The sequence below is a fragment of the Rhizobium sp. TBD182 genome (assembly GCF_001950375.1).
GTDB classification, from domain to species: Bacteria; Pseudomonadota; Alphaproteobacteria; order Rhizobiales; family Rhizobiaceae; genus Agrobacterium; species Agrobacterium tumefaciens.
Genome location: NZ_BDLN01000001.1, coordinates 479,258 through 501,788 on the forward strand (window position 1 = coordinate 479,258; position 22,531 = coordinate 501,788).

23 protein-coding genes are annotated in these 22,531 nt (G+C 58.8%); 7 read left to right on the plus strand and 16 right to left on the minus strand.

The window, feature by feature from the left end; all coding sequences use genetic code 11:
- Positions 1 to 110 precede the first annotated feature (110 nt).
- The 3 genes from ntrC to dusB are packed head-to-tail and all read right to left on the minus strand — an operon-like array spanning position 111 to position 3,690.
- Entirely contained in the window at positions 111 to 1,562 is a 1,452-nt protein-coding gene (gene ntrC, locus T18_RS02480; protein WP_003512914.1) for a nitrogen regulation protein NR(I), read from the minus strand.
- Complete coding sequence (locus T18_RS02485) at positions 1,559 to 2,707, minus strand: two-component system sensor histidine kinase NtrB (protein ID WP_003512904.1); 1,149 nt, start codon at positions 2,705 to 2,707, stop codon at positions 1,559 to 1,561. The genes ntrC and T18_RS02485 overlap by 4 nt, the downstream gene beginning before the upstream one ends.
- Positions 2,704 to 3,690: a tRNA dihydrouridine synthase DusB gene (dusB, locus tag T18_RS02490; RefSeq protein ID WP_272870597.1), complete on the minus strand. Its 987-nt coding sequence runs from the start codon at positions 3,688 to 3,690 to the stop codon at positions 2,704 to 2,706. Before dusB ends, T18_RS02485 begins: the two co-directional genes overlap by 4 nt.
- Positions 3,691 to 3,995: 305 nt before the next feature.
- Here dusB and T18_RS02495 point away from each other — a divergent pair, with 305 nt between their 5' ends.
- Positions 3,996 to 5,183 (plus strand): bifunctional 2-C-methyl-D-erythritol 4-phosphate cytidylyltransferase/2-C-methyl-D-erythritol 2,4-cyclodiphosphate synthase, encoded by a 1,188-nt coding sequence (locus T18_RS02495; RefSeq protein WP_038490897.1) that lies wholly within the window; start codon positions 3,996 to 3,998, stop codon positions 5,181 to 5,183.
- Positions 5,180 to 5,689 carry a CinA family protein gene (locus tag T18_RS02500; RefSeq protein ID WP_038490894.1) on the plus strand — a complete coding sequence of 170 codons (510 nt, stop codon included), beginning with the start codon at positions 5,180 to 5,182 and terminating at the stop codon, positions 5,687 to 5,689. Before T18_RS02495 ends, T18_RS02500 begins: the two co-directional genes overlap by 4 nt.
- On the opposite strand, the gene T18_RS02505 is transcribed toward T18_RS02500, so the two are convergent.
- Both T18_RS02505 and T18_RS02510 read right to left on the minus strand, forming a co-directional pair.
- Positions 5,671 to 6,126 carry a type II toxin-antitoxin system RatA family toxin gene (locus tag T18_RS02505; RefSeq protein WP_003512897.1) on the minus strand — a complete coding sequence of 152 codons (456 nt, stop codon included), beginning with the start codon at positions 6,124 to 6,126 and terminating at the stop codon, positions 5,671 to 5,673. The two genes, T18_RS02500 and T18_RS02505, sit on opposite strands and share 19 nt — an antisense overlap.
- A 9-nt stretch (positions 6,127 to 6,135) precedes the next feature.
- Complete coding sequence (locus T18_RS02510) at positions 6,136 to 6,705, minus strand: ATPase AAA (protein ID WP_038490891.1); 570 nt, start codon at positions 6,703 to 6,705, stop codon at positions 6,136 to 6,138.
- A 248-nt stretch (positions 6,706 to 6,953) separates the two neighbouring features.
- Between T18_RS02510 and T18_RS27100 the strand changes: the two genes are divergently transcribed.
- The 3 genes from T18_RS27100 to T18_RS02520 all read left to right on the plus strand — a co-directional run bounded on the left by T18_RS27100 (position 6,954) and on the right by T18_RS02520 (position 9,004).
- Positions 6,954 to 7,130 carry a hypothetical protein gene (locus tag T18_RS27100; RefSeq protein ID WP_003512893.1) on the plus strand — a complete coding sequence of 59 codons (177 nt, stop codon included), beginning with the start codon at positions 6,954 to 6,956 and terminating at the stop codon, positions 7,128 to 7,130.
- Positions 7,131 to 7,244: 114 nt separating this feature from the next.
- Positions 7,245 to 7,979 carry a helix-turn-helix transcriptional regulator gene (locus tag T18_RS02515; protein ID WP_038490887.1) on the plus strand — a complete coding sequence of 245 codons (735 nt, stop codon included), beginning with the start codon at positions 7,245 to 7,247 and terminating at the stop codon, positions 7,977 to 7,979.
- Between the two features lie 95 nt (positions 7,980 to 8,074).
- On the plus strand, positions 8,075 to 9,004 hold the full coding sequence (locus T18_RS02520) for a DMT family transporter (RefSeq protein ID WP_038490884.1): 930 nt from the start codon (positions 8,075 to 8,077) through the stop codon (positions 9,002 to 9,004).
- Positions 9,005 to 9,080: 76 nt separating this feature from the next.
- Here the strand turns inward: T18_RS02520 and lipA are convergent, their stop codons facing one another.
- The 11 genes from lipA to T18_RS02575 all read right to left on the minus strand — a co-directional run bounded on the left by lipA (position 9,081) and on the right by T18_RS02575 (position 20,471).
- Positions 9,081 to 10,052 (minus strand): lipoyl synthase, encoded by a 972-nt coding sequence (gene lipA, locus T18_RS02525; RefSeq protein ID WP_003512887.1) that lies wholly within the window; start codon positions 10,050 to 10,052, stop codon positions 9,081 to 9,083.
- Positions 10,053 to 10,156: 104 nt separating this feature from the next.
- Positions 10,157 to 10,405 carry a GlsB/YeaQ/YmgE family stress response membrane protein gene (locus T18_RS02530; protein WP_003512885.1) on the minus strand — a complete coding sequence of 83 codons (249 nt, stop codon included), beginning with the start codon at positions 10,403 to 10,405 and terminating at the stop codon, positions 10,157 to 10,159.
- Positions 10,406 to 10,486: 81 nt separating this feature from the next.
- The gene (gene lpdA, locus T18_RS02535; protein ID WP_013636031.1) at positions 10,487 to 11,932 is read right to left on the minus strand and encodes a dihydrolipoyl dehydrogenase; all 1,446 of its coding nucleotides are present in this window, start codon (positions 11,930 to 11,932) and stop codon (positions 10,487 to 10,489) included.
- A 58-nt stretch (positions 11,933 to 11,990) separates the two neighbouring features.
- The gene (locus tag T18_RS02540; protein WP_003512881.1) at positions 11,991 to 12,635 is read right to left on the minus strand and encodes an SGNH/GDSL hydrolase family protein; all 645 of its coding nucleotides are present in this window, start codon (positions 12,633 to 12,635) and stop codon (positions 11,991 to 11,993) included.
- A 12-nt stretch (positions 12,636 to 12,647) separates the two neighbouring features.
- The gene (locus tag T18_RS02545; RefSeq protein WP_038490880.1) at positions 12,648 to 14,018 is read right to left on the minus strand and encodes a pyruvate dehydrogenase complex dihydrolipoamide acetyltransferase; all 1,371 of its coding nucleotides are present in this window, start codon (positions 14,016 to 14,018) and stop codon (positions 12,648 to 12,650) included.
- A 14-nt stretch (positions 14,019 to 14,032) separates the two neighbouring features.
- Complete coding sequence (locus T18_RS02550; protein WP_003512876.1) at positions 14,033 to 15,454, minus strand: pyruvate dehydrogenase complex E1 component subunit beta; 1,422 nt, start codon at positions 15,452 to 15,454, stop codon at positions 14,033 to 14,035.
- 17 nt (positions 15,455 to 15,471) lie between these two features.
- Positions 15,472 to 16,515 carry a pyruvate dehydrogenase (acetyl-transferring) E1 component subunit alpha gene (gene pdhA / locus T18_RS02555; protein WP_003512874.1) on the minus strand — a complete coding sequence of 348 codons (1,044 nt, stop codon included), beginning with the start codon at positions 16,513 to 16,515 and terminating at the stop codon, positions 15,472 to 15,474.
- A 153-nt stretch (positions 16,516 to 16,668) separates the two neighbouring features.
- Complete coding sequence (locus T18_RS02560) at positions 16,669 to 16,986, minus strand: FtsB family cell division protein (RefSeq protein ID WP_003512872.1); 318 nt, start codon at positions 16,984 to 16,986, stop codon at positions 16,669 to 16,671.
- Between the two features lie 336 nt (positions 16,987 to 17,322).
- Complete coding sequence (gene eno, locus T18_RS02565; protein ID WP_003512870.1) at positions 17,323 to 18,597, minus strand: phosphopyruvate hydratase; 1,275 nt, start codon at positions 18,595 to 18,597, stop codon at positions 17,323 to 17,325.
- A 147-nt stretch (positions 18,598 to 18,744) separates the two neighbouring features.
- A complete protein-coding gene (gene kdsA / locus T18_RS02570) occupies positions 18,745 to 19,590 on the minus strand; it encodes a 3-deoxy-8-phosphooctulonate synthase (protein ID WP_019565541.1) in 846 nt (281 codons plus the stop codon).
- Positions 19,590 to 20,471 (minus strand): VOC family protein, encoded by an 882-nt coding sequence (locus T18_RS02575; protein WP_003512866.1) that lies wholly within the window; start codon positions 20,469 to 20,471, stop codon positions 19,590 to 19,592. Before T18_RS02575 ends, kdsA begins: the two co-directional genes overlap by 1 nt.
- 211 nt (positions 20,472 to 20,682) lie before the next feature.
- On the opposite strand from T18_RS02575, the gene lexA reads away from it, so the two are divergent.
- Together lexA and T18_RS02585 are read left to right on the plus strand one after the other, a co-directional pair.
- Positions 20,683 to 21,405, plus strand: a complete 723-nt coding sequence (gene lexA, locus T18_RS02580; protein ID WP_003512859.1) for a transcriptional repressor LexA — start codon at positions 20,683 to 20,685, stop codon at positions 21,403 to 21,405.
- Between the two features lie 438 nt (positions 21,406 to 21,843).
- Complete coding sequence (locus tag T18_RS02585; RefSeq protein WP_038490877.1) at positions 21,844 to 22,527, plus strand: glutathione S-transferase family protein; 684 nt, start codon at positions 21,844 to 21,846, stop codon at positions 22,525 to 22,527.
- Positions 22,528 to 22,531: the final 4 nt, after the last annotated feature.

A 22,531-nucleotide genomic window follows, 5' to 3' on the forward strand; every position in this document is an offset into this window, starting at 1 on the left:
TGAAAATGGGCGAATCCGCCTCGTGCCGGCGAATCTCTCTCCATCCTAGTGTTTTCCAAGCAACACAATGTGGCGAAAATGCAACGACAACCGCGGCCTTGTCAACATTCTCAGCTGGGGCGGGAGCTGCGATACACGGAAACGCCAAGCTCGCGAATCTTCTTGCGCAGCGTATTGCGGTTGAGGCCAAGAAGATCGGCAGCCTTGATCTGGTTACCGCGCGTCGCCGTCAGGGCGGCAAGAATAAGCGGATATTCCAGTTCGCGCAGAACACGGTCGTAGAGACCCGGCGGCGGCAGGCCTTCGCCGAAACTTGCGAAATAATCCCGCATGTTTTCCTCGACCGCCTGCGAAATGGTCAACGAGCCGGTGCGGACCGCCATCTTGTCGAGCGGGCTGTCTGGAACATCCGACTGCAATTCCTGCTCGATGATCTCGCGGGTGATGACTTCCTGCGGATAAAGCGCCATCAGGCGACGGATCAGGTTTTCGAGTTCGCGCACGTTGCCGGGCCAGGCATAGGCCTTCATGACTTCCAGCGCCTCGGTCTCGAAGCGCTTTCCTTCCAGCCCCTCCTTCTCACCCGTCTGGATGAAATGGCGCACCAGATCGGGAATATCCTCAGCGCGGTCGCGTAGCGGCGGTAGCCGCAGCGGCACGACGTTCAGGCGGTAATAGAGGTCTTCGCGGAAAAGGCCCTGGTTGATCGACTGCTTCAGGTCCTTGTTGGTGGCGGCGACGATGCGAACATCGGTCCTGATCGGCGTGCGTCCGCCCACCGTCGTATATTCGCCCTGCTGCAATACGCGCAGCAGCCGCGTCTGGGCGTCCATTGGCATATCGCCGATTTCGTCGAGAAACAGCGTGCCGCCCTCGGCCTGTTCGAAACGGCCGGTCGAGCGGTTCTGCGCGCCGGTGAAGGCGCCCTTCTCATGGCCGAACAGTTCCGATTCGATCAGATCACGCGGAATTGCCGCCATGTTGATGGCGACGAAGGGGCCGTTGCGGCGCTTGCCGTAATCATGCAGCGCGCGCGCCACCAGTTCCTTGCCGGTGCCGGATTCGCCGGTAATCATCAGCGTCAGGTCGGTCTGCATCAGGCGGGCGAGAACCCGGTAGATTTCCTGCATGGCGGCCGAGCGGCCGACGAGCGGCATGCCGTCCTGCATATCGTCGTCCAGTTTGGCGGGCTTGCGCTTCGGCTCCGACAAGGCGCGGCCGATGATGGCAATCAGCTCCGTCAGGTCGAAGGGCTTGGGCAGGTAATCGTAAGCGCCCTTTTCCGAGGCCTTGATCGCGGTCATGAAAGTGTTTTGGGCACTCATCACCAGAACCGGCAGGTCCGGGCGGGCCTTCTTGATGCGCGGAAGCAGATCGAAGGCGTTTTCATCGGGCATCACGACATCGGTAACGACCAGATCGCCCTCGCCGGCAGAAACCCAGCGCCAGAGCGTTGCGGCATTGGACGTGATGCGCACATCGTAACCGGCACGGCTGAGCGCCTGATTAAGCACGGTGCGGATCGCGGCATCATCATCGGCGACGAGGATAGTAGCTGTCATCTGTCATTTCCTGTCGAGTTCGGCAAGATGCGGTCGTCCAGCGCCACTTCAGGCGAGACGGGCATCAATACGCGGAAAGTCGTGCGATGGTTCTGGCTGTCGCATTCGACAATGCCGCCATGGGCGCCAATCAGTTTGGCGACAAGCGCCAGACCCAGGCCCGAACCGTTCGTCTTGGTGGTAATGAAGGGGTCGAAGAGATGCGGCAGGAGATCGGCCGGCACTCCCGGCCCATTGTCATGGACGCAAAACTCAAGCGGCAGTGAGATGCGTTCGCGGCTGCCTGCCACGGACATGCGCATGCCGGGACGATATGCCGTCGTCAGCACGATCTCGCCCTCCGACTGATTTCCGACGGCCTCCGCCGCATTTTTCACCAGATTGAGAAAGACCTGCACCAGCTGGTCGCGATTGGCATAGACCGCCGGCAGCGATGGATCATAATTCTCGGAAATCTTGATGTTACGGGCAAAGCCAGCCTTGGCTATGGCCTTCACATGGTCGAGCACCGAATGGATGTTGACCGGCACGCGGTCCACCGGACGCTCGTCGGAAAACACTTCCATGCGGTCAACCAGCGAGACGATACGATCGGTCTCGTCGCAGATCAGCCGCGTCAGCGCACGGTCCTCATCGGCAACCGATGTCTCTAGAAGCTGCGCGGCACCACGAATGCCCGAAAGCGGGTTCTTGATCTCATGCGCCAGCATCGAGGCAAGGCCGGTGACAGAGCGTGCAGCAGCCCGATGGGTCAATTGCCGGTCGATCTTGTCAGCCATCGACCGTTCCTGGAAGACGACGACAACAGACCCCGGCTCGCTGACAACAGGCGCGACATAGAGATCGACGAGCTTGTCCTGTCCAAGCCGGGGGGAGCTCAGATCGACCCGATATTCATTTACCGGCGCGCGGCGTTCCCGCACCTGATCGATCAGCGCAAGCAGCGGACTGCCGAAGGGAATGAAGGTGGAGACGCGGTAGCGAGCGAGATGGGAGGCGCTGGCCCCGAAAAAAGCTTCTGCTTCCCAATTGGCAAAAGCGATGAAACCTTCGGCATCCACCAGAATAACGGGATTCTGCACCGCGTTCAGAACCGCCATTGCGAGCGGGTTCGCATCTGCCGGGCTGTGTTTATCAGCGCTCATGCGGCCTTCCTTGCGGCTTCTTCGCCCGCATTGTCGCAAAGGGCGGAGCGCAGCAGATCAGCCACTTCCCCCGTATCACGCGATGTCATGATTCTAGCCTTGTCGGTGGTGGCGATCTCCGTCGCGAAACGGTCGAGATACCAGCCCAGATGTTTGCGGGCATGCCGAAGACCGGCTTCCCTTCCATAAAATTCGAGCATCATGTCGTAATGTTCGACGGCGATATCGGCAATATCGGCGCGTTGCGGCGCTGCATGTCCGGCCAGTACCGCCGGCAGCCAGGGTTGACCCTGTGCACCGCGACCGACCATAACGGCATCCGCGCCGGAACGGCTGAGGATTTCACGCGCATCTTCGGCGGTCTCGACATCGCCATTGGCGATCAGCGGCACGGAAATCACCTCGCGCACGGCGCGAATGGCATCCCAGTTCGCCCGACCTTCGTAAAACTGCATGCGGGTGCGGCCGTGAATAGTGATGAGCTGGACGCCAGCGGCTTGAGCGCGGCGAGCAATTTCGGGTGCATTGATGGTGTTTTCATCCCAGCCGAGCCGCATCTTCAGCGTCACGGGCACATCGACCGCGCCGACGGTCGCCTCGATCAACGACAGCGCATGATCAGGATCCCGCATCAAGGCCGAACCGGAGTAACCGCCCGTCACCTTCTTGGCCGGACAACCCATATTGATGTCGATGATGCCAGCGCCATTGTCAGCCGCAATTTTTGCCGCTTCCGCCATGAAATGCGCTTCGCGTCCGGCGAGCTGCACCATATGCGGAACCATCCCGGCATTTTTCAGCCGCGCCCAGGATTCCCCACGATTGGCGACAAGTTCCCGGCTTGCGACCATTTCAGTCACCACAAGGCCCGCGCCGTAACGCCAGGCGAGCTGACGGAAAGGCAAATCTGTCACGCCCGACATAGGCGCCAGCACTGCGCGATTACGGATAGCGACTGAGCCGATGCTGAACGGGACTGACAACTCCGGAAGGGGCAAGTGATGATCTTTCGTGCAGAAGAGTTATATGCATTATTTTTAGACAGTGTTTGCGCAGTTGCCAAGCACTTTTACAGGGTTGCACCTTTTATTTGCGCGTGGCCTGCCTGCCTGTTTTGCTGGCGGCGGCAATTTGTGCAGGTTTGAACAAACGGGATGACCGATCCTGCGGCATGTGGGTGCGGGTGGGCGGCTTATCGGGCTGGCCATTCGGGTTTTGAAACGCTAGAGCAGGACTGTCAACCATTAAGGGTTGCGCACAAAGCATAAGACCAATGCAGGAAAGTACTATGAAACTCGGCATCGTCGTTGTCGCCGCAGGACGCGGAGAAAGAGCCGGCTCCCCCGAGGAAGGGCCGAAACAATATCGCCCGATCGGTGGCAAGGCCGTGATCGAGCATACATTGTCGACCTTTCTTGCCTGGGCAGACACATCCCCTATCGTGGTCGTTATCCATGCCGACGATGCGGCACTCCTGTCACCAATCCTTGAACGGCTGAATGCCGGAAAGCGGATCGTCACCGTCACGGGCGGCGCAACCCGGCAGCAATCGGTGCTCGCTGGTCTGGAAGCGCTGGCCGCGCTAGACCTCACACATGTGATGATCCACGATGCCGTGCGGCCTTTCATCGCCGTTGACATGCTGGAACGCATCGTGGCGCTGCACAAGGCGGGCGCTGTCGGCGTTCTGCCTGCCCTCCCCGTCACTGATACGCTGAAGCGTGGCGCAGGCGATTCTGTCGCGGAGACAGTTTCAAGGCAGGGTCTTTATGCGGCGCAGACACCGCAAAGCTTCGGCTATGGCGAAATCCTCGCCGCGCATCGCGCTGCTGCCACATCTGGAAAAACCGACTTTACCGATGACGCCTCAATCGCCGAATGGGCAAGTCTGCCTGTGACGCTGACCGAAGGCTCGGTCGACAATGTGAAACTCACTCTCAAGCGGGATATTGCCATGGCCGATGAAAAGCTCTCCTACGGACTGCCTGACGTGCGCACCGGCAATGGTTATGACGTGCACCAGCTGGAAGCAGGAGACGGTGTGACGCTGTGCGGCGTCTTCATCGAACACGACCAGAAACTCAAAGGCCATTCGGATGCCGATGTGGCGCTGCATGCGCTGACGGATGCCCTGCTCGCCACCTGCGGCGCTGGCGACATAGGCGATCACTTCCCGCCTTCCGATCCGCAATGGAAGGGTGCTGCTTCGCGCATCTTCCTCGAACACGCGGCCAAGGTAGTCCGCGGCAATGGCGGCACGATCATGAATGCCGATGTCTCGCTGATTGCCGAAGCGCCGCGCATCGGACCGCATCGGCAGGCCATGCGTGAGGCGCTTTCCGACATGCTCGGCATCGCGCTAGAGCGCTGCTCGGTCAAGGCGACCACCAACGAGACGATCGGCTTCGTCGGCCGCCGGGAAGGTATTGCTGCGATTGCCACTGCCACTGTGGTCTACAAGGGCAGACCGCTATGAGCCTGTTTCCTGCGGATATAGAAGAACTGGCGCGGCGGATCATTTCTGACTTTACCGCCGGCGGCTTCATGGTCTCGACGGCGGAAAGCTGTACGGGCGGCCTGATTGCTGGTTCGCTGACGGAAATCGCCGGCTCTTCTGCCGTCGTCGATCGCGGCTTCGTCACCTACACGAACCAGGCCAAGATGGACATGCTTGGGGTTGGAACTGAGACGCTGGCGAATTTCGGCGCCGTATCCCGACAGACCGCGCTGCAAATGGCGCATGGCGCGCTATTTCGTTCCCGGGCGGATTTTGCCGTAGCCGTGACCGGCATTGCCGGTCCGGGCGGAGGTTCGGCTGAAAAACCGGTGGGGCTGGTGCATCTGGCCGCCAGGGCGCGCAGCGGTAAAATCCTGCACCATGAAATGCACTACGGAGAGATCGGGCGCACGGAAATCCGTCTTGCAACCATCAGAACGGCGCTCGAGATGCTGATTACCCTCAATCAGGCTGGGTCCGCGTAGATTTTATCGGCGCGGGTCTCGAAGGCTTCGGCGAACATGCGGAAGGCCCTGTCGAACATCGATCCCATGACCGCACCGAGCAGCCGGTTCTTGAATTCATACTCGATGAAAAAATGAATGGCCGAGCCACCCTCTGCGGAGGCTTCAAAACGCCAGCGATTGTCGAGATATTTGAACGGGCCGTCGATATATTTCACGTCGATGGCGCGCTCTGCCGGGTTCAGCAGCACCTGCGTGGTGAAGGTCTCGCGAATGGCCTTGTAGCCCACCGTCATATCAGCCACCAGCAGAGTCTTGCCGTCCCGCTCCTTGCGCGAGCGGATGACCAGCGCTTCGCAAAGCGGCAGAAACTGCGGATACTTCTCCACATCGGCGACGAGGTCGTACATGCGGTCGGGCGAGTGTTTTACAAGGCGATGCGTTTCGAACTGTGGCATGAGCGGGAGTTAATCCTCGATAACAAGAAGATCAAGAAGGCGGCGAAGCTGTTTTCGGCTTTTAAGCTGGAATACCGGCACGTTGGGACCATAAAGCGCGAAATTCTGCTCGAAGATCGGGGCGTGCCGGCGTTCGAAATTCCAGATATAGCGCAGGAAATCGAGATCCAGTCTTTCGGGGCAGCCTTCAGCCATTGCAGGACGCGCCTTGCCATACCCCTTGGCAATCCGGGTGATGGCGCCCCAAAGGCAAAGCCAGCGCGGCATGCGCACCCAAAGGACGATGTCGGATCTCGGCAGACGCATGTCGAAAGACGATGGATTGCTGCCGTCCATCAGCCACCGGTCTTTGGTGACGATGGCGGCGATCCTCTGCCGCTGTTCTTGGCGCGGGCGTGCCTGCCAGCCTGGCAACCAGAAAATATCGCGATCCATGGAAATGTATTCAAATCCAAAGCGTCTTACGAGCTTCCGGGAAAGCGTCGATTTTCCGCCTCCGGAGCAACCGACGACCGAAATACGCTGCGCAGATGCGATAATCGCAGCCGCGTCCTCCACCTTTTCAAGATAGTTCGGCATCGAATAAACCTCGTCTTCGCCACCATGCCATTTTTAAATAGCGCGGCTATTACTCTGCGGCGGCATGGCCGCGGCGTCCGATGTTACGGAAATTTAACTATTGCAACCCCCTCGCAGGGATTGCTATTTATTTGCGACTAATATTACACCCATGGGATGCAACGGCGCTGGAACCTCCCATTTTCACCGCGCTTATTCATCCCTGGGTTCACACCCACATAACCCGCTTTGAGCCACTGAGTGAGCCGATGGACGATTTTTCCAACATCATCAACCTTCTCGAATCCGCCAAGCAACTTGCATCGATGAACGAAATGCCGATGCTTGCCTATCTCATCGACGTTGCGAAATGCGAGGCGAGAGAGAACAAGCCGGTTTTGCGCAAGCGCAAACGCGGCGAATCGACCGCCAAGGAAGAATGTTAGACGCCGGCTCGATAAAGCCGGCTGGCCCAATCTTCAAGACGATGTCATAATCAGGACTGAAACCGGCCGCTTTTTGAGGCGGCCGTTTCTTTGCATGATGGAAATGACAATCTCATGATCGCCGCATCCGCCGATATCAGGACCTATACGCAGGAAAGACCGAAGGAACGGCACGGCTTCGTGCAGATCGTTCTTCCGGTCTCGGGATGTCTGCGGATCGATGTAGCAGGGCTACAGGACGAATTGTCCACCGGGCGCGCGGTTTTCATTCATCCCAACACATCGCACACACAGGAAGCGACGACGATCAACCGGTCGCTGGTGGTCGATATCGACGAAACTGCTGTTCCCGAACAGGTGCTGGAGAGATTTGTCCACAAGCCGTTTCTCGATATCGCACGGGATACACGGCAGCTGATCGCTTACATGCGCGGCGTCATCGGATCGGATGGGCCGCGTGAGGATATTGCCAACCTCTGGGCACCGCTCCTGATCGACAGCCTTGCGACTGAAAAGACCGATATCCGCCACCGCCTGCATGCGCTGGGCAAGATCGTCAGAGCGGAGCCATTTTTCCCCTGGACCATCGAGACGCTCGCATCCTGCGCCGCGATCAGCGATAGCCGCCTGCATGCGCTGTTTCTGGAAGAGTTCAGCCTCCCTCCTCACCGCTGGCTTGCAGAGCTACGCATGGACAAGGTCTGCGCATTGCTGCGCCACTCCACATTGCCGATTGCGGAAATTGCCCTGCGGGCCGGCTTTTCCGACCAGACGGCACTGACGCGCGCCATGCGCAACGCGATGGGCAAAACGCCTGCCGCTTATCGCCGGGCCTTCGGCATTCACTGAGAGCACAGCACCTCTTCTCTCAGGAGTTTTTGTCAAGACAGCCGTACGTAGCTGTGGCACATCGCGGGCAATCGTGAATGCGGATGTGACATGACATGAACAAGACAAGCCTCGGTGTTATCTACGGCATGATGGCGGGCGCTCTCTGGGGTGCGATCTTTCTCGCCCCGAAACTCGTACCGGATTTTTCCGCCCTGCAACTGTCGACGGCCCGTTACCTGACATACGGGCTGATTTCGCTCATCATCATCGGACCGCGCCTGAAACGGGTATCGGCCCATTTCGGCGCGCGCGAATGGATCGCGCTCGGCTGGCTGAGCATGATCGGCAACATCGCCTATTATGTCTTCATATCAACGGCGGTAAAACTGAGCGGCGTTGCCTTCACGTCCATCATCATCGGCTTCCTGCCGGTTGCCGTCACCATCATCGGCACGCGCGATCATGGCGCGGTATCGCTCAAGCGTCTGTGGCCATCACTCGCCTTTGGCGCAATCGGCATTATCGGCATATCCTGGCAGTCGCTGACGGAAAGCGATGCGGGGCTGGATGTCTCCCGCCTTATCGGGCTGGCCTGTGCGCTTGGCGCGCTCGCCTCATGGACGGCCTTTGCGGTTGGCAATGCCCGCTGGCTGTCACGCCTTCACGATGTCAGCGCCGACGACTGGAACATGATGACGGGTGTGGTGACCGGAGGGCTGGCGCTGGCGCTCGCCATACCGGCCTTTGCTTTCGGCGGGGAAGGCCATAGCTCCGAGGACTGGCTACATTTTGCGGCCATCGCCGCCGGTCTCGGTTTCACCGCATCCATTCTCGGAAATGCTCTCTGGAACCGCATGAGCCGCCTGCTGCCGCTCACCATGGTTGGGCAGATGATCCTGTTCGAGACGCTCTTTGCCTTGCTCTATGGTTTCCTCTGGGAAGGTCGTGGGCCAACAATCGTAGAGGTCCTGGCGATTTGCTCAGTCGTGCTGAGCGTCATCCTGTGCATGCGCGCGCATCGGCCGGAGAAGGTTGTGGCCTGACTTCAGGTGAAAGCCGCAGTCATCCTCGGGACAAGCCCAAGGATGACGTGTGAGAGAAATTGCCCGCCCCGCCCACTTACTCCGCAGCGGCCAGAAGCTTCTTCTCGCGGGCTGCGCGCAGGCGTGCAAAATCGTCGCCCGCATGGTGGGAAGAACGCGTCAGCGGGCTGGAGGAGACCATCAGGAAGCCCTTGGTATAGGCGACCGTCTCATAGGACTTGAATTCCTCCGGCGTGACGTAAGCCTCGACCTTGTGGTGCTTGCGGGTCGGCTGCAGATACTGGCCAATCGTAAGGAAGTCCACGTCAGCACTGCGCAGATCGTCCATCAGCTGCAGCACTTCGTTGCGCTCTTCGCCAAGGCCGACCATGATGCCTGATTTGGTGAACATGGTGGGGTCCAGTTCCTTGACGCGCTGCAACAGGCGCACGGAATGAAAATAACGCGCACCGGGGCGAACCGTGAGGTAATTGCCGGGAACGGTTTCCATATTGTGGTTGAAGACATCGGGCTTCGCCGCGACGACACGCTCCAGCGCGCCGGGCTTCTTCAGGAAGTCCGGGGTCAGAATTTCGATGGTGGTGTTGGGAGACGCAGCGCGGATCGCCCAGATCACCTTTTCGAAGTGCTCCGCGCCGCCATCGGCGAGATCGTCGCGGTCGACCGAGGTAATGACGACGTGGCTGAGTCCCATCTGCTTGACGGCCTTGGCGACGTTTTCCGGCTCGTCCATGTCAAGCGCATTGGGCTTGCCGGTCGCGACGTTGCAGAAGGCGCAGGCGCGGGTGCAGATCTCACCCATGATCATGAAGGTCGCGTGTTTCTTGTCCCAGCATTCGCCGATATTTGGACAGCCGGCTTCCTCGCACACCGTCACCAGCTTGTGACTGCGCACCAGTTCGCGCGTCTCGTGGTAGCCCTTGGATGTCGGCGCCTTGACGCGGATCCATTCCGGCTTGCGCATGACTTCGGTATCGGGCCTATGGGCCTTTTCCGGGTGGCGGATACGCTTTTCTTCGGACGAAGTCCTGTCGAGAATAGTGACCATAAGAAACCTGTTTCTATCGCTTGCCGCGATCATCACATTTATTGACGCGATGCTTTAGAACAATTCCAGAAAAAGCGTAAGCCCCTTCCGGGCACGAAGCCTAGTCAGCGCCGTACCAGCTTAGCCATGAACAACAACAGGCTGGCGCCGATGAAGGACGTTACGAAATAACCGAGCCTGCTGTCCTGCACGAAAACGTCGAAGGTTCTCAGCACCGCAACGGCAACCACAGAACCGACGATGCCGAGAACGATATTCATGAAGATGCCGAAACGCATATCCATGAGTTTGCCGGCGAGCCAGCCGGCAAGACCGCCGATGATGATTGCCGCAATCCAGCCGATATTTTCCATTCCCGCGCTCCCTTATAGAACCAGCGTTGAGACATATGGGACACCCGGCATGGTTAGACAATGCCGGGCATCACGGGGCACTCATGCGTTCAGCACACGTCCGTAGGCGTCGAGCACGCTTTCCTTCATCGACTCGGAAATGGTCGGATGCGGGAAGATCGTGTGCATCAGTTCTTCTTCGGTGGTTTCGAGGTTCATGGCGACCACGAAGCCCTGAATGAGTTCGGTGACTTCCGCACCAACCATGTGCGCGCCGATCAACTCGCCTGTCTTCTTGTCGAAGATGGTCTTGACCATGCCCTGATCTTCACCGAGCGCCACGGCCTTGCCGTTGGCCGCAAAGGAGAAGCGGCCAACGCGAATATCGCGGCCCAGTTCCTTCGCCTTGGCTTCGGTGAGACCAACAGAGGCGACCTGTGGGTTGCAATAGGTGCAGCCGGGGATCTTGAGCTTGTCCATCGGGTGAACATTCGGCAGACCGGCGATCTTTTCAACGCAGATCACGGCCTCATGCTCGGCCTTGTGGGCGAGCAGCGGCGGGCCGGCGACATCGCCGATGGCGTAGACGCCAGGCACGTTGGTCTTGCCGTAACCGTCGATGACGATGAAGCCGCGATCGGTCTTCACGCCAACGGCCTCAAGGCCGATGCCTTCGATGTTGGCGACGACGCCGACAGCCGAAATCATCCGGTCAGCGGTGATCTTCTCGGACGAACCGTCCTTCTTCTCGAGCGTCGCAGTAACCGAATTCGCAGCCTTCTCGACCTTGGCAACCTTGGTTTCCAGATGGAACTTGATGCCCTGCTTCTCCAGCTGCTTCTTGGCGAAGGCAGAGATCTCCGCATCTTCGACCGGCATCACCTGGCTCATGATTTCAACGACGGTAACGTCGACACCCATGGTGCGGTAGAAGCTGGCGAATTCGATGCCGATGGCGCCGGAACCCATGACGAGCAGGGACTTCGGCAGTTCTTCCGGCTTCATTGCCTCAAAATAGGTCCAGATCAGCTTGCCATCCGGTTCGATGCCTGGAAGCGCGCGCGGGCGGGCGCCTGTGGCGACGATGATGTGCTTGGCGGTATAGGTGCCCTCGCCCAGCGTGTTCTTCGGAACCGGGCCCATTGGTTCGACGGGCTTCTTCTGGGTCTTGGAAACCACGATTTCACCGGGCTTGGTGATCTTGGCCTCGCCCCAGATGATATCGACCTTGTTCTTCTTGAACAGGAAGCCGACGCCGTTGTTCATGCGGTGCGCGATGCCGCGCGAACGATCAACGATCGCCTTGACATCAGGCTTGATCGAGCCTTCGAGCGTCAGGCCGTAATCCTTGGCGTGCTGCGCGGTATGCAAGACATCGGCGGTGCGCAGCAGCGCCTTGGTGGGAATGCAGCCCCAGTTGGAGCAGATGCCTGCGAGGTGCTCGCGCTCGACCACGGCAACCTTCATGCCGAGCTGGGCTGCGCGAATCGCGGCAATATAACCGCCCGGTCCCGAACCGATGATGATGACGTCATAAGATTGAGCCATAGGTATCCTGCCTTGTCCTATCGGGTCACGGCATGCCGTTCCGAAACGAGAATTGTTGTCAAAGTCCGAGCATCATGCGAACGACGGGCTCCAGCCCGCGCCCGATGGCCCGCGTGTTTTCAGCATCGAGATGAACGCCGTCTACGGGCGTCGTGCGGGCAACTGACCCCGCATCGAAAAATCCGCAATCGAGATCGTCGGCCAAATCCCGGTAGACCGGCGCGAGCATCGCCGATTCATCGATCGCATCGCGAAAGATAGCGCCCATCACGGGGTTGGCCGTTTCGCACAGTTGCGGCGGCGCGACGATCAGAACATCCGGCGCTTCCCAGTCCGGCACCTGCCAGACATGGTTGCGCACCAGTTTGACCAGCCGCTCCACACCCTTCATCGCGACGATGGCCGAGCCATGAATCGACGGTTTCAAGTCGTTGGTGCCGAGCATGATGATGACCAGATCAAGCGGCGCGTGGCTGTGCAGAAGCGTCGGCAAGAGCCTTGCGCCGTTGCGATCGCAATCGGCGGTATGATCATCATAGGCGGTGGTTCGTCCACCCAGCCCTTCGTGGATCACCTTCACATCAGGCCCGAGCGCCTTTTGCAAGACGCTCGGCCAAAGATCGTCATGGCTGTGCCGGCCACCCGTTTCCGCATCTGATCCCCATGTCAGGGAATCGCCAAAGCAGAGGACCGACTTCACCATCTCACTCTCCGATCAAACCAGCATGCCCATCGGGTTTTCGATGTAGCGCTTGAAGGCGCCGATCAGTTCGGCTCCGAGCGCGCCATCGACGCAACGGTGGTCGGTAGAGAGCGTAACCGTCATGACATTGGCGATCTTGATCTCGCCGTTCTTCACGACAGCACGCTGTTCGCCCGCGCCGACTGCCAGAATGGTGGCATGCGGCGGGTTGATGACGGCGGAGAAGCTCTTGACGCCCATCATGCCCATGTTGGACACGGCCGTCGTGCCGCCCTGATACTCCTCGGGCTTCAGCTTGCGCTCCTTGGCGCGCTTGCCGTAGTCCTTCATCTCGTTGGAGATGGTGGAGAGCGACTTCTCTTCCGCCTTGCGGATGATCGGCGTGATCAAGCCACCCGGAATGGAAACGGCAACGCCGACATCCGAATGCTTGTGCTTGACCATGTTGCTTTCCGTCCAGGAGACGTTGGCATCAGGCACATCGCGCAGCGCGAGAGCCAGCGCCTTGATGACCATGTCGTTGACCGAAAGCTTGTAGGCGGGCTTGCCGTCCTTTTCGGGAGCGGCGGCGTTGAGCTGGGCGCGCAGCGCCAGAAGCGTATCCAGTTCGCAATCCACCGAAACGTAGAAATGCGGAACGGTCTGCTTGGATTCGACCAGACGCTTGGCGATGACCTTGCGCATGCCGTCATGCAGCACGAGTTCGTAAGAACCGGGTTCGAACAGCTTGAGAACAGCTTCTTCGGACGGGCCCTTGGCAAGTGCGGCAGCCGGTGCGCCTGCGGATGCTGCGGCGGCAGGAGCTGCCTTCGCACCACCAGAAGCGGCAGCCTTTTCCACGTCAGTCTTGACGATACGGCCATGCGGGCCGGAACCGGACACGGCCGTGAGGTCGAGACCGGCTTCCTTGGCGAGACGACGGGCAAGCGGCGAAGCGAAGATGCGCTCGCCGGATTTTGCAACCGGGGCCGGGGTGGAAGGTGCGGAGGCCTGGTCGGCAGCTGGCTTTTCAGCCTTGGCCGGGACAGCTTCTTCCTTTGGCGCTTCGGCCTTTGCAGCTTCCTGCTTCGGAGCCTCGGCTTTGGCCTGGGACGCGGCAGGAGCAGCATTGCCGCCCTTTGCTGCCTCAGCCACATCCTCGCCATCGGCGGCGAGGATAGCGATCAGGGCGTTGACCTTGACCGCTTCCGTGCCTGCGGGAACCACGAGCTTGGCGACCGTGCCCTCATCGACGGCTTCCACTTCCATGGTTGCCTTGTCGGTCTCGATCTCGGCGATCACGTCACCGGGTGCGACCTTGTCGCCTTCCTTGACCAGCCACTTGGCCAGATTGCCCTCTTCCATGGTGGGAGAAAGGGCAGGCATGGTGATGTTTATCGGCATCGAAACGCCTCCCCTTACTTGTAGCAGACGGTTTTGACAGCCTGAACGACTTCATCGACGTTCGGCAAAGCCAGCTTTTCGAGGTTTGCCGCGTAAGGCATCGGAACGTCTTTGCCGGCAATCGTCAGGATCGGCGCATCGAGATAGTCGAAAGCGGCACGCATGACCTGGTTGGCGATGAAGTCACCAACCGATGACTGCGGGAAGCCTTCCTCGACGGTGACCAGACGACCGGTCTTCTTGACCGATTCGATGACGGTGGGCAGATCCATCGGACGGATGGTGCGAAGGTCGATCAGTTCGACGTCGATGCCGAGCTTTTCGAGTTCCGCAACCGCCTTGATTGCGTAGGTCATGCCGATGCCGAAGGAAACGATCGTCGCATCCTTACCCTTGCGGTGAATGCGCGCCTTGCCGATCGGCAGCACGAAATCGTCGAGCTTCGGCACTTCGAAGCTCTGGCCGTAGAGAATTTCGTTCTCAAGGAAGATGACCGGATTCGGATCGCGGATGGCTGCCTTCAGGAGACCCTTGGCGTCCGCTGCCGTGTAGGGCATGACGACCTTGAGGCCCGGAATATGGCTGTACCATGCGGCGTAACATTGCGAATGCTGAGCACCAACGCGGGCAGCAGCACCCGAGGGGCCACGGAACACCATCGGCGCACCCATCTGGCCGCCCGACATGTAAAGCGTCTTCGCCGCCGAGTTGACGATCTGGTCGATCGCCTGCATGGCGAAGTTGAAGGTCATGAATTCGACGATGGGCCGCAGGCCCGTCATTGCCGCACCGACGCCGATACCGGCAAAACCGTGCTCGGTGATCGGGGTGTCGATAACGCGGCGTTCGCCGAATTCCTGCAACAGGCCTTGGGTAATCTTGTAGGCGCCCTGGTATTCGGCGACTTCCTCACCCATGACGAAGACTTTTTCGTCCGCGCGCATTTCTTCGGCCATGGCGTCGCGCAGCGCTTCACGCACCGTCGTCATCACCATTTCCGTGCCTTCAGGAATATCCGGATCGGCAGCGACTTCGATCTTAGGTGCTGCCGGAACCTTTGCGGCTTCCTTGGCAGCGCTCGGCTCCTCGGATGCTTCGCGGGTCTTGCCGCCTGCGGCATCCGAATCGGAATTTGCAGCTTCAGCCTTCGGCTCTTCCTTCTTGGCGGAAGAAGAGATGTCGGCAGCGCTTTCGCCTTCCTGGATGAGAACGGCGATCGGCGTGTTGACCTTGACGCCTTCGGTGCCGGCGTCGATCAGCAGCTTGCCGATAACACCTTCATCCACAGCTTCCACTTCCATGGTCGCCTTGTCGGTCTCGATCTCGGCAATCACGTCGCCGGATGTGACCTTGTCGCCTTCCTTTTTAAGCCATTTGGAAAGCGTGCCTTCCTCCATGGTCGGGGAAAGGGCGGGCATAAGAATTTCTACTGGCATGGGTTTCCCTTTCCCGATCAGAGCAGAATGTCGGTGTAGAGCTCGGATACATCCGGCTCTGGGTCGTTCTGGGCGAAGTCTGCGCTATCGGCGACGATATCACGGACATCCTTGTCGATGGCCTTCAACTCGTCTTCGCTTGCCCAGCCCTGCTCCAGAAGCCGTGCCTTGACCTGCTCGATCGGGTCATGTTCGGAGCGCATCTTCTGCACTTCGTCTTTCGAACGGTATTTCGCCGGGTCGGACATGGAGTGACCACGGTAACGGTAGGTCAGCATTTCCAGAATGATCGGACCCTTGCCGGAGCGGCAATGTTCCAGCGCCTGATCGGCGGCTGCCTTTACGGCGCGCACATCCATGCCATCCACCTGGATGCCGGGAATGCCGAAGGACTGGCCGCGCAGCGAATAGTTCGACTGTGCGGTGGCGCGGGCGGTCGAGGTGCCCATGGCGTAACGGTTGTTTTCAACGATATAGATGATCGGCAGTTTCCAGAGAGCGGCCATATTGAAGCTCTCGTAGACCTGACCCTGGTTGGCGGCGCCGTCACCGAAATAGGTCACGGAGACATTGTCGTTGCCGCGATATTTATTGGCGAAGGCAAGACCGGTCCCGAGCGAAACCTGCGCACCGACGATGCCGTGGCCGCCGTAGAAATGCTTCTCCTTGGAGAACATGTGCATCGAGCCGCCCTTGCCTTTCGACAGGCCGCCCTTGCGACCGGTCAATTCGGCCATGACGCCACGCGCGCTCATGCCCAGAGCCAACATATGGCCGTGGTCACGGTAAGCGGTGATGACCTGATCGCCTTCCTTCTGAGACATCTGCATGCCGACAACAACGGCTTCCTGACCGATGTAGAGGTGACAGAAACCACCGATGAAGCCCATGCCGTAAAGCTGGCCGGCCTTTTCCTCGAAGCGACGGATGAGAAGCATCTCACGATAGGCGTGAAGCTCTTCTTCCTTCGAAAAGTCCGGGCTGTTCTTACCGGTGAATTCGCCTGCAGCCTTTGCCGTTGTCTTTCGGCCGGATACGGACGCGGTTTTTCGCGGCGCCATTCATCCCTCCCTGAGTTGCCGTTTGAATGGATAGATTGGCGCGTACCATATGCAAGAAAATGCCATGCAGCAATGCTTTAAACGCATGGCACATATTCACGCTAAAGTGCTGTGAATAAATCACAAATCATTAATTAACTTGATTTCGGTTAATTAGAAGTAGGTATTCATGATGACAATTTCGTCCGTACGGGACATATTCAACTGATAACGGGAAATCTCGTCAATCATGTCACGTTCGAGAGAACCGTCGCTCAATAATTCGACCTGCCGCTCCAGCGCAACGCGCGCCTGCGTCAGCTTGGCAAGCTCTGCCGTTCTGGCAATACGCTGCCGCTCCAGCCGCTCCGTCGCCTGAAGGCCGAAGTCGCCGTGGATGGAATGATACCCGAAATAGGAAAGAAAAGCGATCGTAATGGCCGGAACGATCAAACGGCCGAATCGTCTCTTTTTATGATGTCTGGTCCACATGCCGGAGAGAAGCCTTAAAACGCATAATGTGAGTCTCGAGACTAATGCGGATTGTTTAACTATCCGTTGACCTTAAATTCCGGGCGACTGATAGACGCAAAAAAGCCCGCCAGAGGCGGGCTAATAATGACGACGATATCAGAGAGAGTTCGTTATGCCGAGCGTGATCCGGCATCAAGCCACAGCGCGTCTTCGCCGTGAAAAGAGTCCTTTCAACCCAGGGACCTGGGCTGACTGAACCCCGGATCAACTCGGGAGTGAGCAGTGCGGATAAACCGCCCATCCCTGAGACTGGCCCGCCAGGCGGCGGGCCATATCGCGAAACCCGAACGCGGATTATCCGCGCAGGATCGAACGGCCGGCGTAAGCAGCCTGCGGGCCCAGCATTTCTTCAATGCGGATAAGCTGGTTGTACTTTGCGAGCCGGTCGGAACGGGCAAGCGAGCCGGTCTTGATCTGACCGCAGTTGGTTGCAACCGCGAGATCGGCGATGGTGGAATCTTCCGTTTCGCCCGAACGGTGCGACATGACGGCGGTGTAACCTGCCTTGTGCGCCGTTTCGACTGCGTCCAGCGTCTCGGAAAGCGAACCGATCTGGTTGACCTTGACGAGGATGGAGTTGGCGACACCCATCTTGATACCGTCGCGAAGGCGGGCGGAGTTGGTTACGAAAAGATCGTCGCCCACCAGCTGGCACTTGTTGCCAATGAGATCGGTCAGCGCCTTCCAGCCATCCCAGTCGTCTTCAGCCATGCCATCTTCGACGGAGATGATCGGATATTTCGCCACGAGCTCGGCCAGGTATTCGGCCTGCTCGATCGGCGAACGGGTCTTGCCTTCGCCTTCATAAACGTAATTGCCGTTCTTGAAGAATTCGGTCGCCGCACAGTCGAGACCGATGAACATGTCGTCGCCTGGACGGTAGCCAGCCTTTTCGATCGACTTCATGATGAAATCGAGTGCTGCCGGCGCGCTTTCGAGACCCGGTGCAAAACCGCCCTCATCGCCGACATTGGTGTTGTGGCCCTGTGCGGACAGTTCTTTTTTCAGCGTATGGAAGACTTCGGAGCCCATGCGCACGGCTTCGCGAATGTTTTCTGCGCCGACCGGCAGGATCATGAATTCTTGGAAGTCGATGGGGTTATCGGCATGCGCGCCGCCGTTGATGATGTTCATCATCGGAACCGGCAGCAGATGCGCGTTCGGGCCGCCGACATAACGGTAAAGCGGCAGGCCGGAGGCTTCAGCGGCAGCCTTCGCAACGGCGAGCGACACGCCGAGGATGGCGTTGGCGCCGATGCGCGACTTGTTCGGCGTGCCGTCGAGCGCGATCATCATCTGGTCGATCTGGATCTGGTTTTCAGCGTCGAAACCGCCAATCGCGTCGAAGATTTCCGTATTGACGGCTTCGACCGCCTTTTCCACGCCCTTGCCGAGATAACGCTTGCCGCCATCGCGCAGCTCAACCGCCTCATGCGCGCCGGTGGAGGCGCCGGAGGGAACGGCGGCACGGCCCATGGAGCCGTCTTCGAGATAAACGTCGACTTCAACGGTCGGATTGCCGCGGCTGTCGAGAATTTCGCGCGCGATGATATCGGTAATGGCAGTCATGGTCTCTCCCTTGGGAATGGAACAGATATTTTCCGTCGCCTGTCTTAGACGATGGCGAAGAAATTACAATGACGGTGGGCAGCGGAAACGGCCCGCCCGCCATTAAAATCGATTGGCACAAAAGTGCCCGCCGTCACGGTCAGCCGATCAGGCTTTCGTAATCGCGTCGAAAGCCAGAAGCTTTTCGAGCAGTTTCGGCATGTCCTTCAAGTGGACCATGTTAGGGCCGTCTGACGGCGCATTGTCCGGATCCTCATGCGTCTCGATGAAGAGGCCGGCCACGCCAACCGCAACGGCCGCACGCGCCAACGTCTCGACGAATTCGCGCTGGCCACCTGTGGAGCCGCCCTGCCCGCCCGGTTGCTGCACCGAATGGGTGGCATCGAACACGACAGGTGCGCCGAGCGCTGCCATGATCGGCAAAGAGCGCATGTCGGAAACCAGCGTGTTGTAACCGAAGGACGCGCCGCGCTCGCACAACATCACATTCGGATTGCCGCTCTCATTGAGCTTGGCGAGCACGTTCTTCATGTCCCAGGGCGCCAGAAACTGGCCTTTCTTGACGTTGATGACGCGGCCGGTTTTGGCGGCAGCAACGAGAAGATCGGTCTGGCGGCTGAGGAACGCCGGAATCTGCAGCACGTCCACCACCTCGGAAACGATGGCGCATTGCTCTTCCGTGTGGATGTCGGTCAGAACAGGAAAACCGAATTCCTTTTTGAGATCGGCAAAAACCTGCATCGCGTTATCCAGGCCGATGCCGCGTTTTCCGGAAAGCGAAGTGCGGTTCGCCTTGTCGAAAGAGGACTTGTAGACAAGCCCTATTCCCAGCTTGTCGCAAAGCTCCTTCAGGACGCCAGCGATCATGAAGGCATGTTCGCGGCTTTCCATCTGGCAGGGGCCGGCAATCAGCGAAAACCGCTCGGTATTCGAGAAGGAAACCTTGCTGGCGCCATCGCCGGCGGTGACTTTAAGATTGTTCGTAACGCTCATCATTTTTCCTCGAAGGCGAAGGCAACACCCTGACCGGGTGCTGCGGGCACCACCAGACGGCCGTCCGCTTTTGCGCAGGACACGCCATTAGCAGCAAGCACCGCCTCTGTCACGGCAAGATCGTGTGACGAAAAGACAATGCCCGCGCCGCGCAATCCGCCTTCGTTGCCATCCTGAGCATTCAGGGCCTGCCCGCTGAAAGCCGGTTTTCCGGTCAATCTGATGCTGGCATTGCCGGTCGCGAAAACCATATCACCGCCCGGAGACCATTTGCCTTCACAGCCAAACACCGTCTCGATCAGGCCCGCCACCTTCATATCGCCGCCGGTAAACAGGACGATTTCACTGAGGCCGGTGACACCATTGGCGTGGCGCTCCAGCATGGTGCGATCGCCCGGAAGGGCTTGAACCCGTTGACAACTGAACAAAAAGAAATCCGCGGCCGCCCCGCTTGCAGCAAAAGCAAGCCGGAACGCCGCCTCGCCTTGCGAGCCATCCGGCATCCGAACAGGCCGCGAAAACTCGAAAACATCGCCCGCCGAAAGGCCGGCTGCCCGAAACCGCTCATGGTCAACCAAGGCGTCTTCAGTCCTGGCGACAAGAGCCGAAAAACCCTCCTGCCCGTCCCGTTGCCGGAAGGCCACATCCCTGCCAGTGAAAACATCACCCCTCTCTATTGACGCATTATATTTAGCCGGATCAGTAATTGCGAGCGGCTCCAGATAGGTGCCATCGGCGAAAAATACGCAGGCATTTTGGGTGCCGAAAGGATGCAGAGCCTCCGGCGCAACCGTAAAGCCAAGACTGACGAGGCGCTTCACGGCGACGCCTATGACTTCCACGGGCAAAACGAGATGGTCAACGCTATAGGGTTTCGTCATGAAAATGTATCCTGCTGGCCTTCCGCCCGGAGCATGCCGGGACGGTTTCGACCGCACAAAAGCACAATTGCGTGCTATGAGGCAAATCATCACAGCAACAGATGGCACCTTCACGAAATTTTAGGGGATTGCAGAACACATATGGAACATATAGTGTTCGTTCTGTATTTGTTTCGCGACTTCCACTACGATTCTAAAGGGTGTTTTCCTCATGCTCACGCGCAAACAGCAGGAATTGCTTCTCTTCATTCATGAACGAATGAAAGAGTCCGGCGTGCCGCCCTCCTTCGATGAAATGAAGGACGCACTCGATCTTGCTTCGAAATCCGGCATCCACCGCCTGATAACCGCTCTCGAAGAGCGAGGATTCATTCGTCGGCTACCGAATAGAGCTCGGGCGCTGGAAGTCATCAAGCTGCCCGAGGCTTATACGCCGGGTGCAAGGCCGCAGCGCGGCTTTTCGCCAAGCGTTATCGAAGGCAGCCTTGGCAAGCCCAAAACGCCGGAACCGGCCCCTGCCCCCAAGACGCCGGCCAATGATCTGGGCGGCGCTGTCACCGTGCCGGTCATGGGCCGCATCGCTGCGGGCGTACCGATTTCCGCCATCCAGAACAACACCCATGATGTGGCCGTGCCAGTAGACATGCTTGGCACGGGCGAACATTACGCTCTTGAGGTCAAGGGTGATTCGATGATCGAGGCCGGCATTTTCGACGGCGACACAGTCATCATCCGCAACGGCAACACCGCCAATCCCGGGGATATCGTTGTGGCTCTGGTGGATGACGAGGAAGCCACGCTGAAGCGCTTCCGCCGCAAGGGTGCCTCCATTGCGCTCGAGGCGGCAAACCCAGCCTATGAGACCCGTATCTTCGGGCCCGACCGGGTTAAAATTCAGGGCAAGCTGGTGGGGCTGATCCGCCGCTACCATTGATCTTATCGAACCGAACGTATTCACGTTATAATAGGCGTCATCGTGAAGATGGCGCCTATATTGGGTTTGGCTTTTTCCAAACGTGGCGGGCTTTTGCGGGTGCACGAGGATATGCGCCATCCAGCCTATGCGCGTTGCCCTTTCTAAACTGAGTTCCTGCTCCATAAAGATGCTTCGGTTTCGCTACAGGCGTGGTGGCGAATGGGCTGCTCGCTGTAATTGTCGAAGCGATCCCATCCGCTGTTTTTTAGCGACGTTGTTCTGTCGTGTTGCGCAGTCAGTTTTAGTCGTCACCAAAGGGTGACTTATCGAAGGCGCGCTCTCAGCGGCCCCACATCACCATTCATCAACGGCGTTTATGGGAGCCATGGATAATTTTCGATATTCCGTGAACGCTTGGCAGGTGTAGAAATACGCGTCATATCCGGGAGATACGCCATGTACGATCTTTATATAGCCAACAAGAACTATTCTTCATGGTCGCTGCGGCCGTGGGTATTGATGCGCACGCTCGGTATCGCCTTTGATGAAAAGCTCATTCCGTTCGGCGAAGGCGTATCCTTCTCCTCCTTTTCGCCGACGGGCAAGGTGCCCTGCCTGGTCGACGAGGGTATGACGGTTTGGGAAACGCTTTCGATCGTCGAATATCTTGCCGAAAGACACCAGGGTGTCTGGGCAAGCGACAAGCATGCGAGGGCCTGGTCGCGTTCGGCCGCAAGTGAGATGCATGCCGGCTTTTCCTCGCTTCGCAATCTCTATCCCATGTCGGTGGGCATTCGGGTCAAACCCAGGAGCGGCGATGCCGGGCTTAAGGCCGATGTAAAGCGGATCGATGCGTTGTGGAGCGAGGGTCTCACAAAATTCGGCGGGCCATATCTTGCCGGTCAAAAGTTCACGGCGGTCGATGCTTTTTTCTGCCCGGTTGCATTCCGTTTCCAGACCTATGGCAGCGCGGATCTTTCGCCAGCAGCGAAAGCCTATTGCGACCGGCTGCTCGCCCTGCCTGCCATGCAAGAATGGTACGAGGCCGGTTTGAAGGAGAGCTGGCGCGACGCTGGTCATGAAGAGGAAGTTGGCGGGATCGGCGAATTGACTGAAGATTTGCGCGCCAAGGCCCGATGATCCA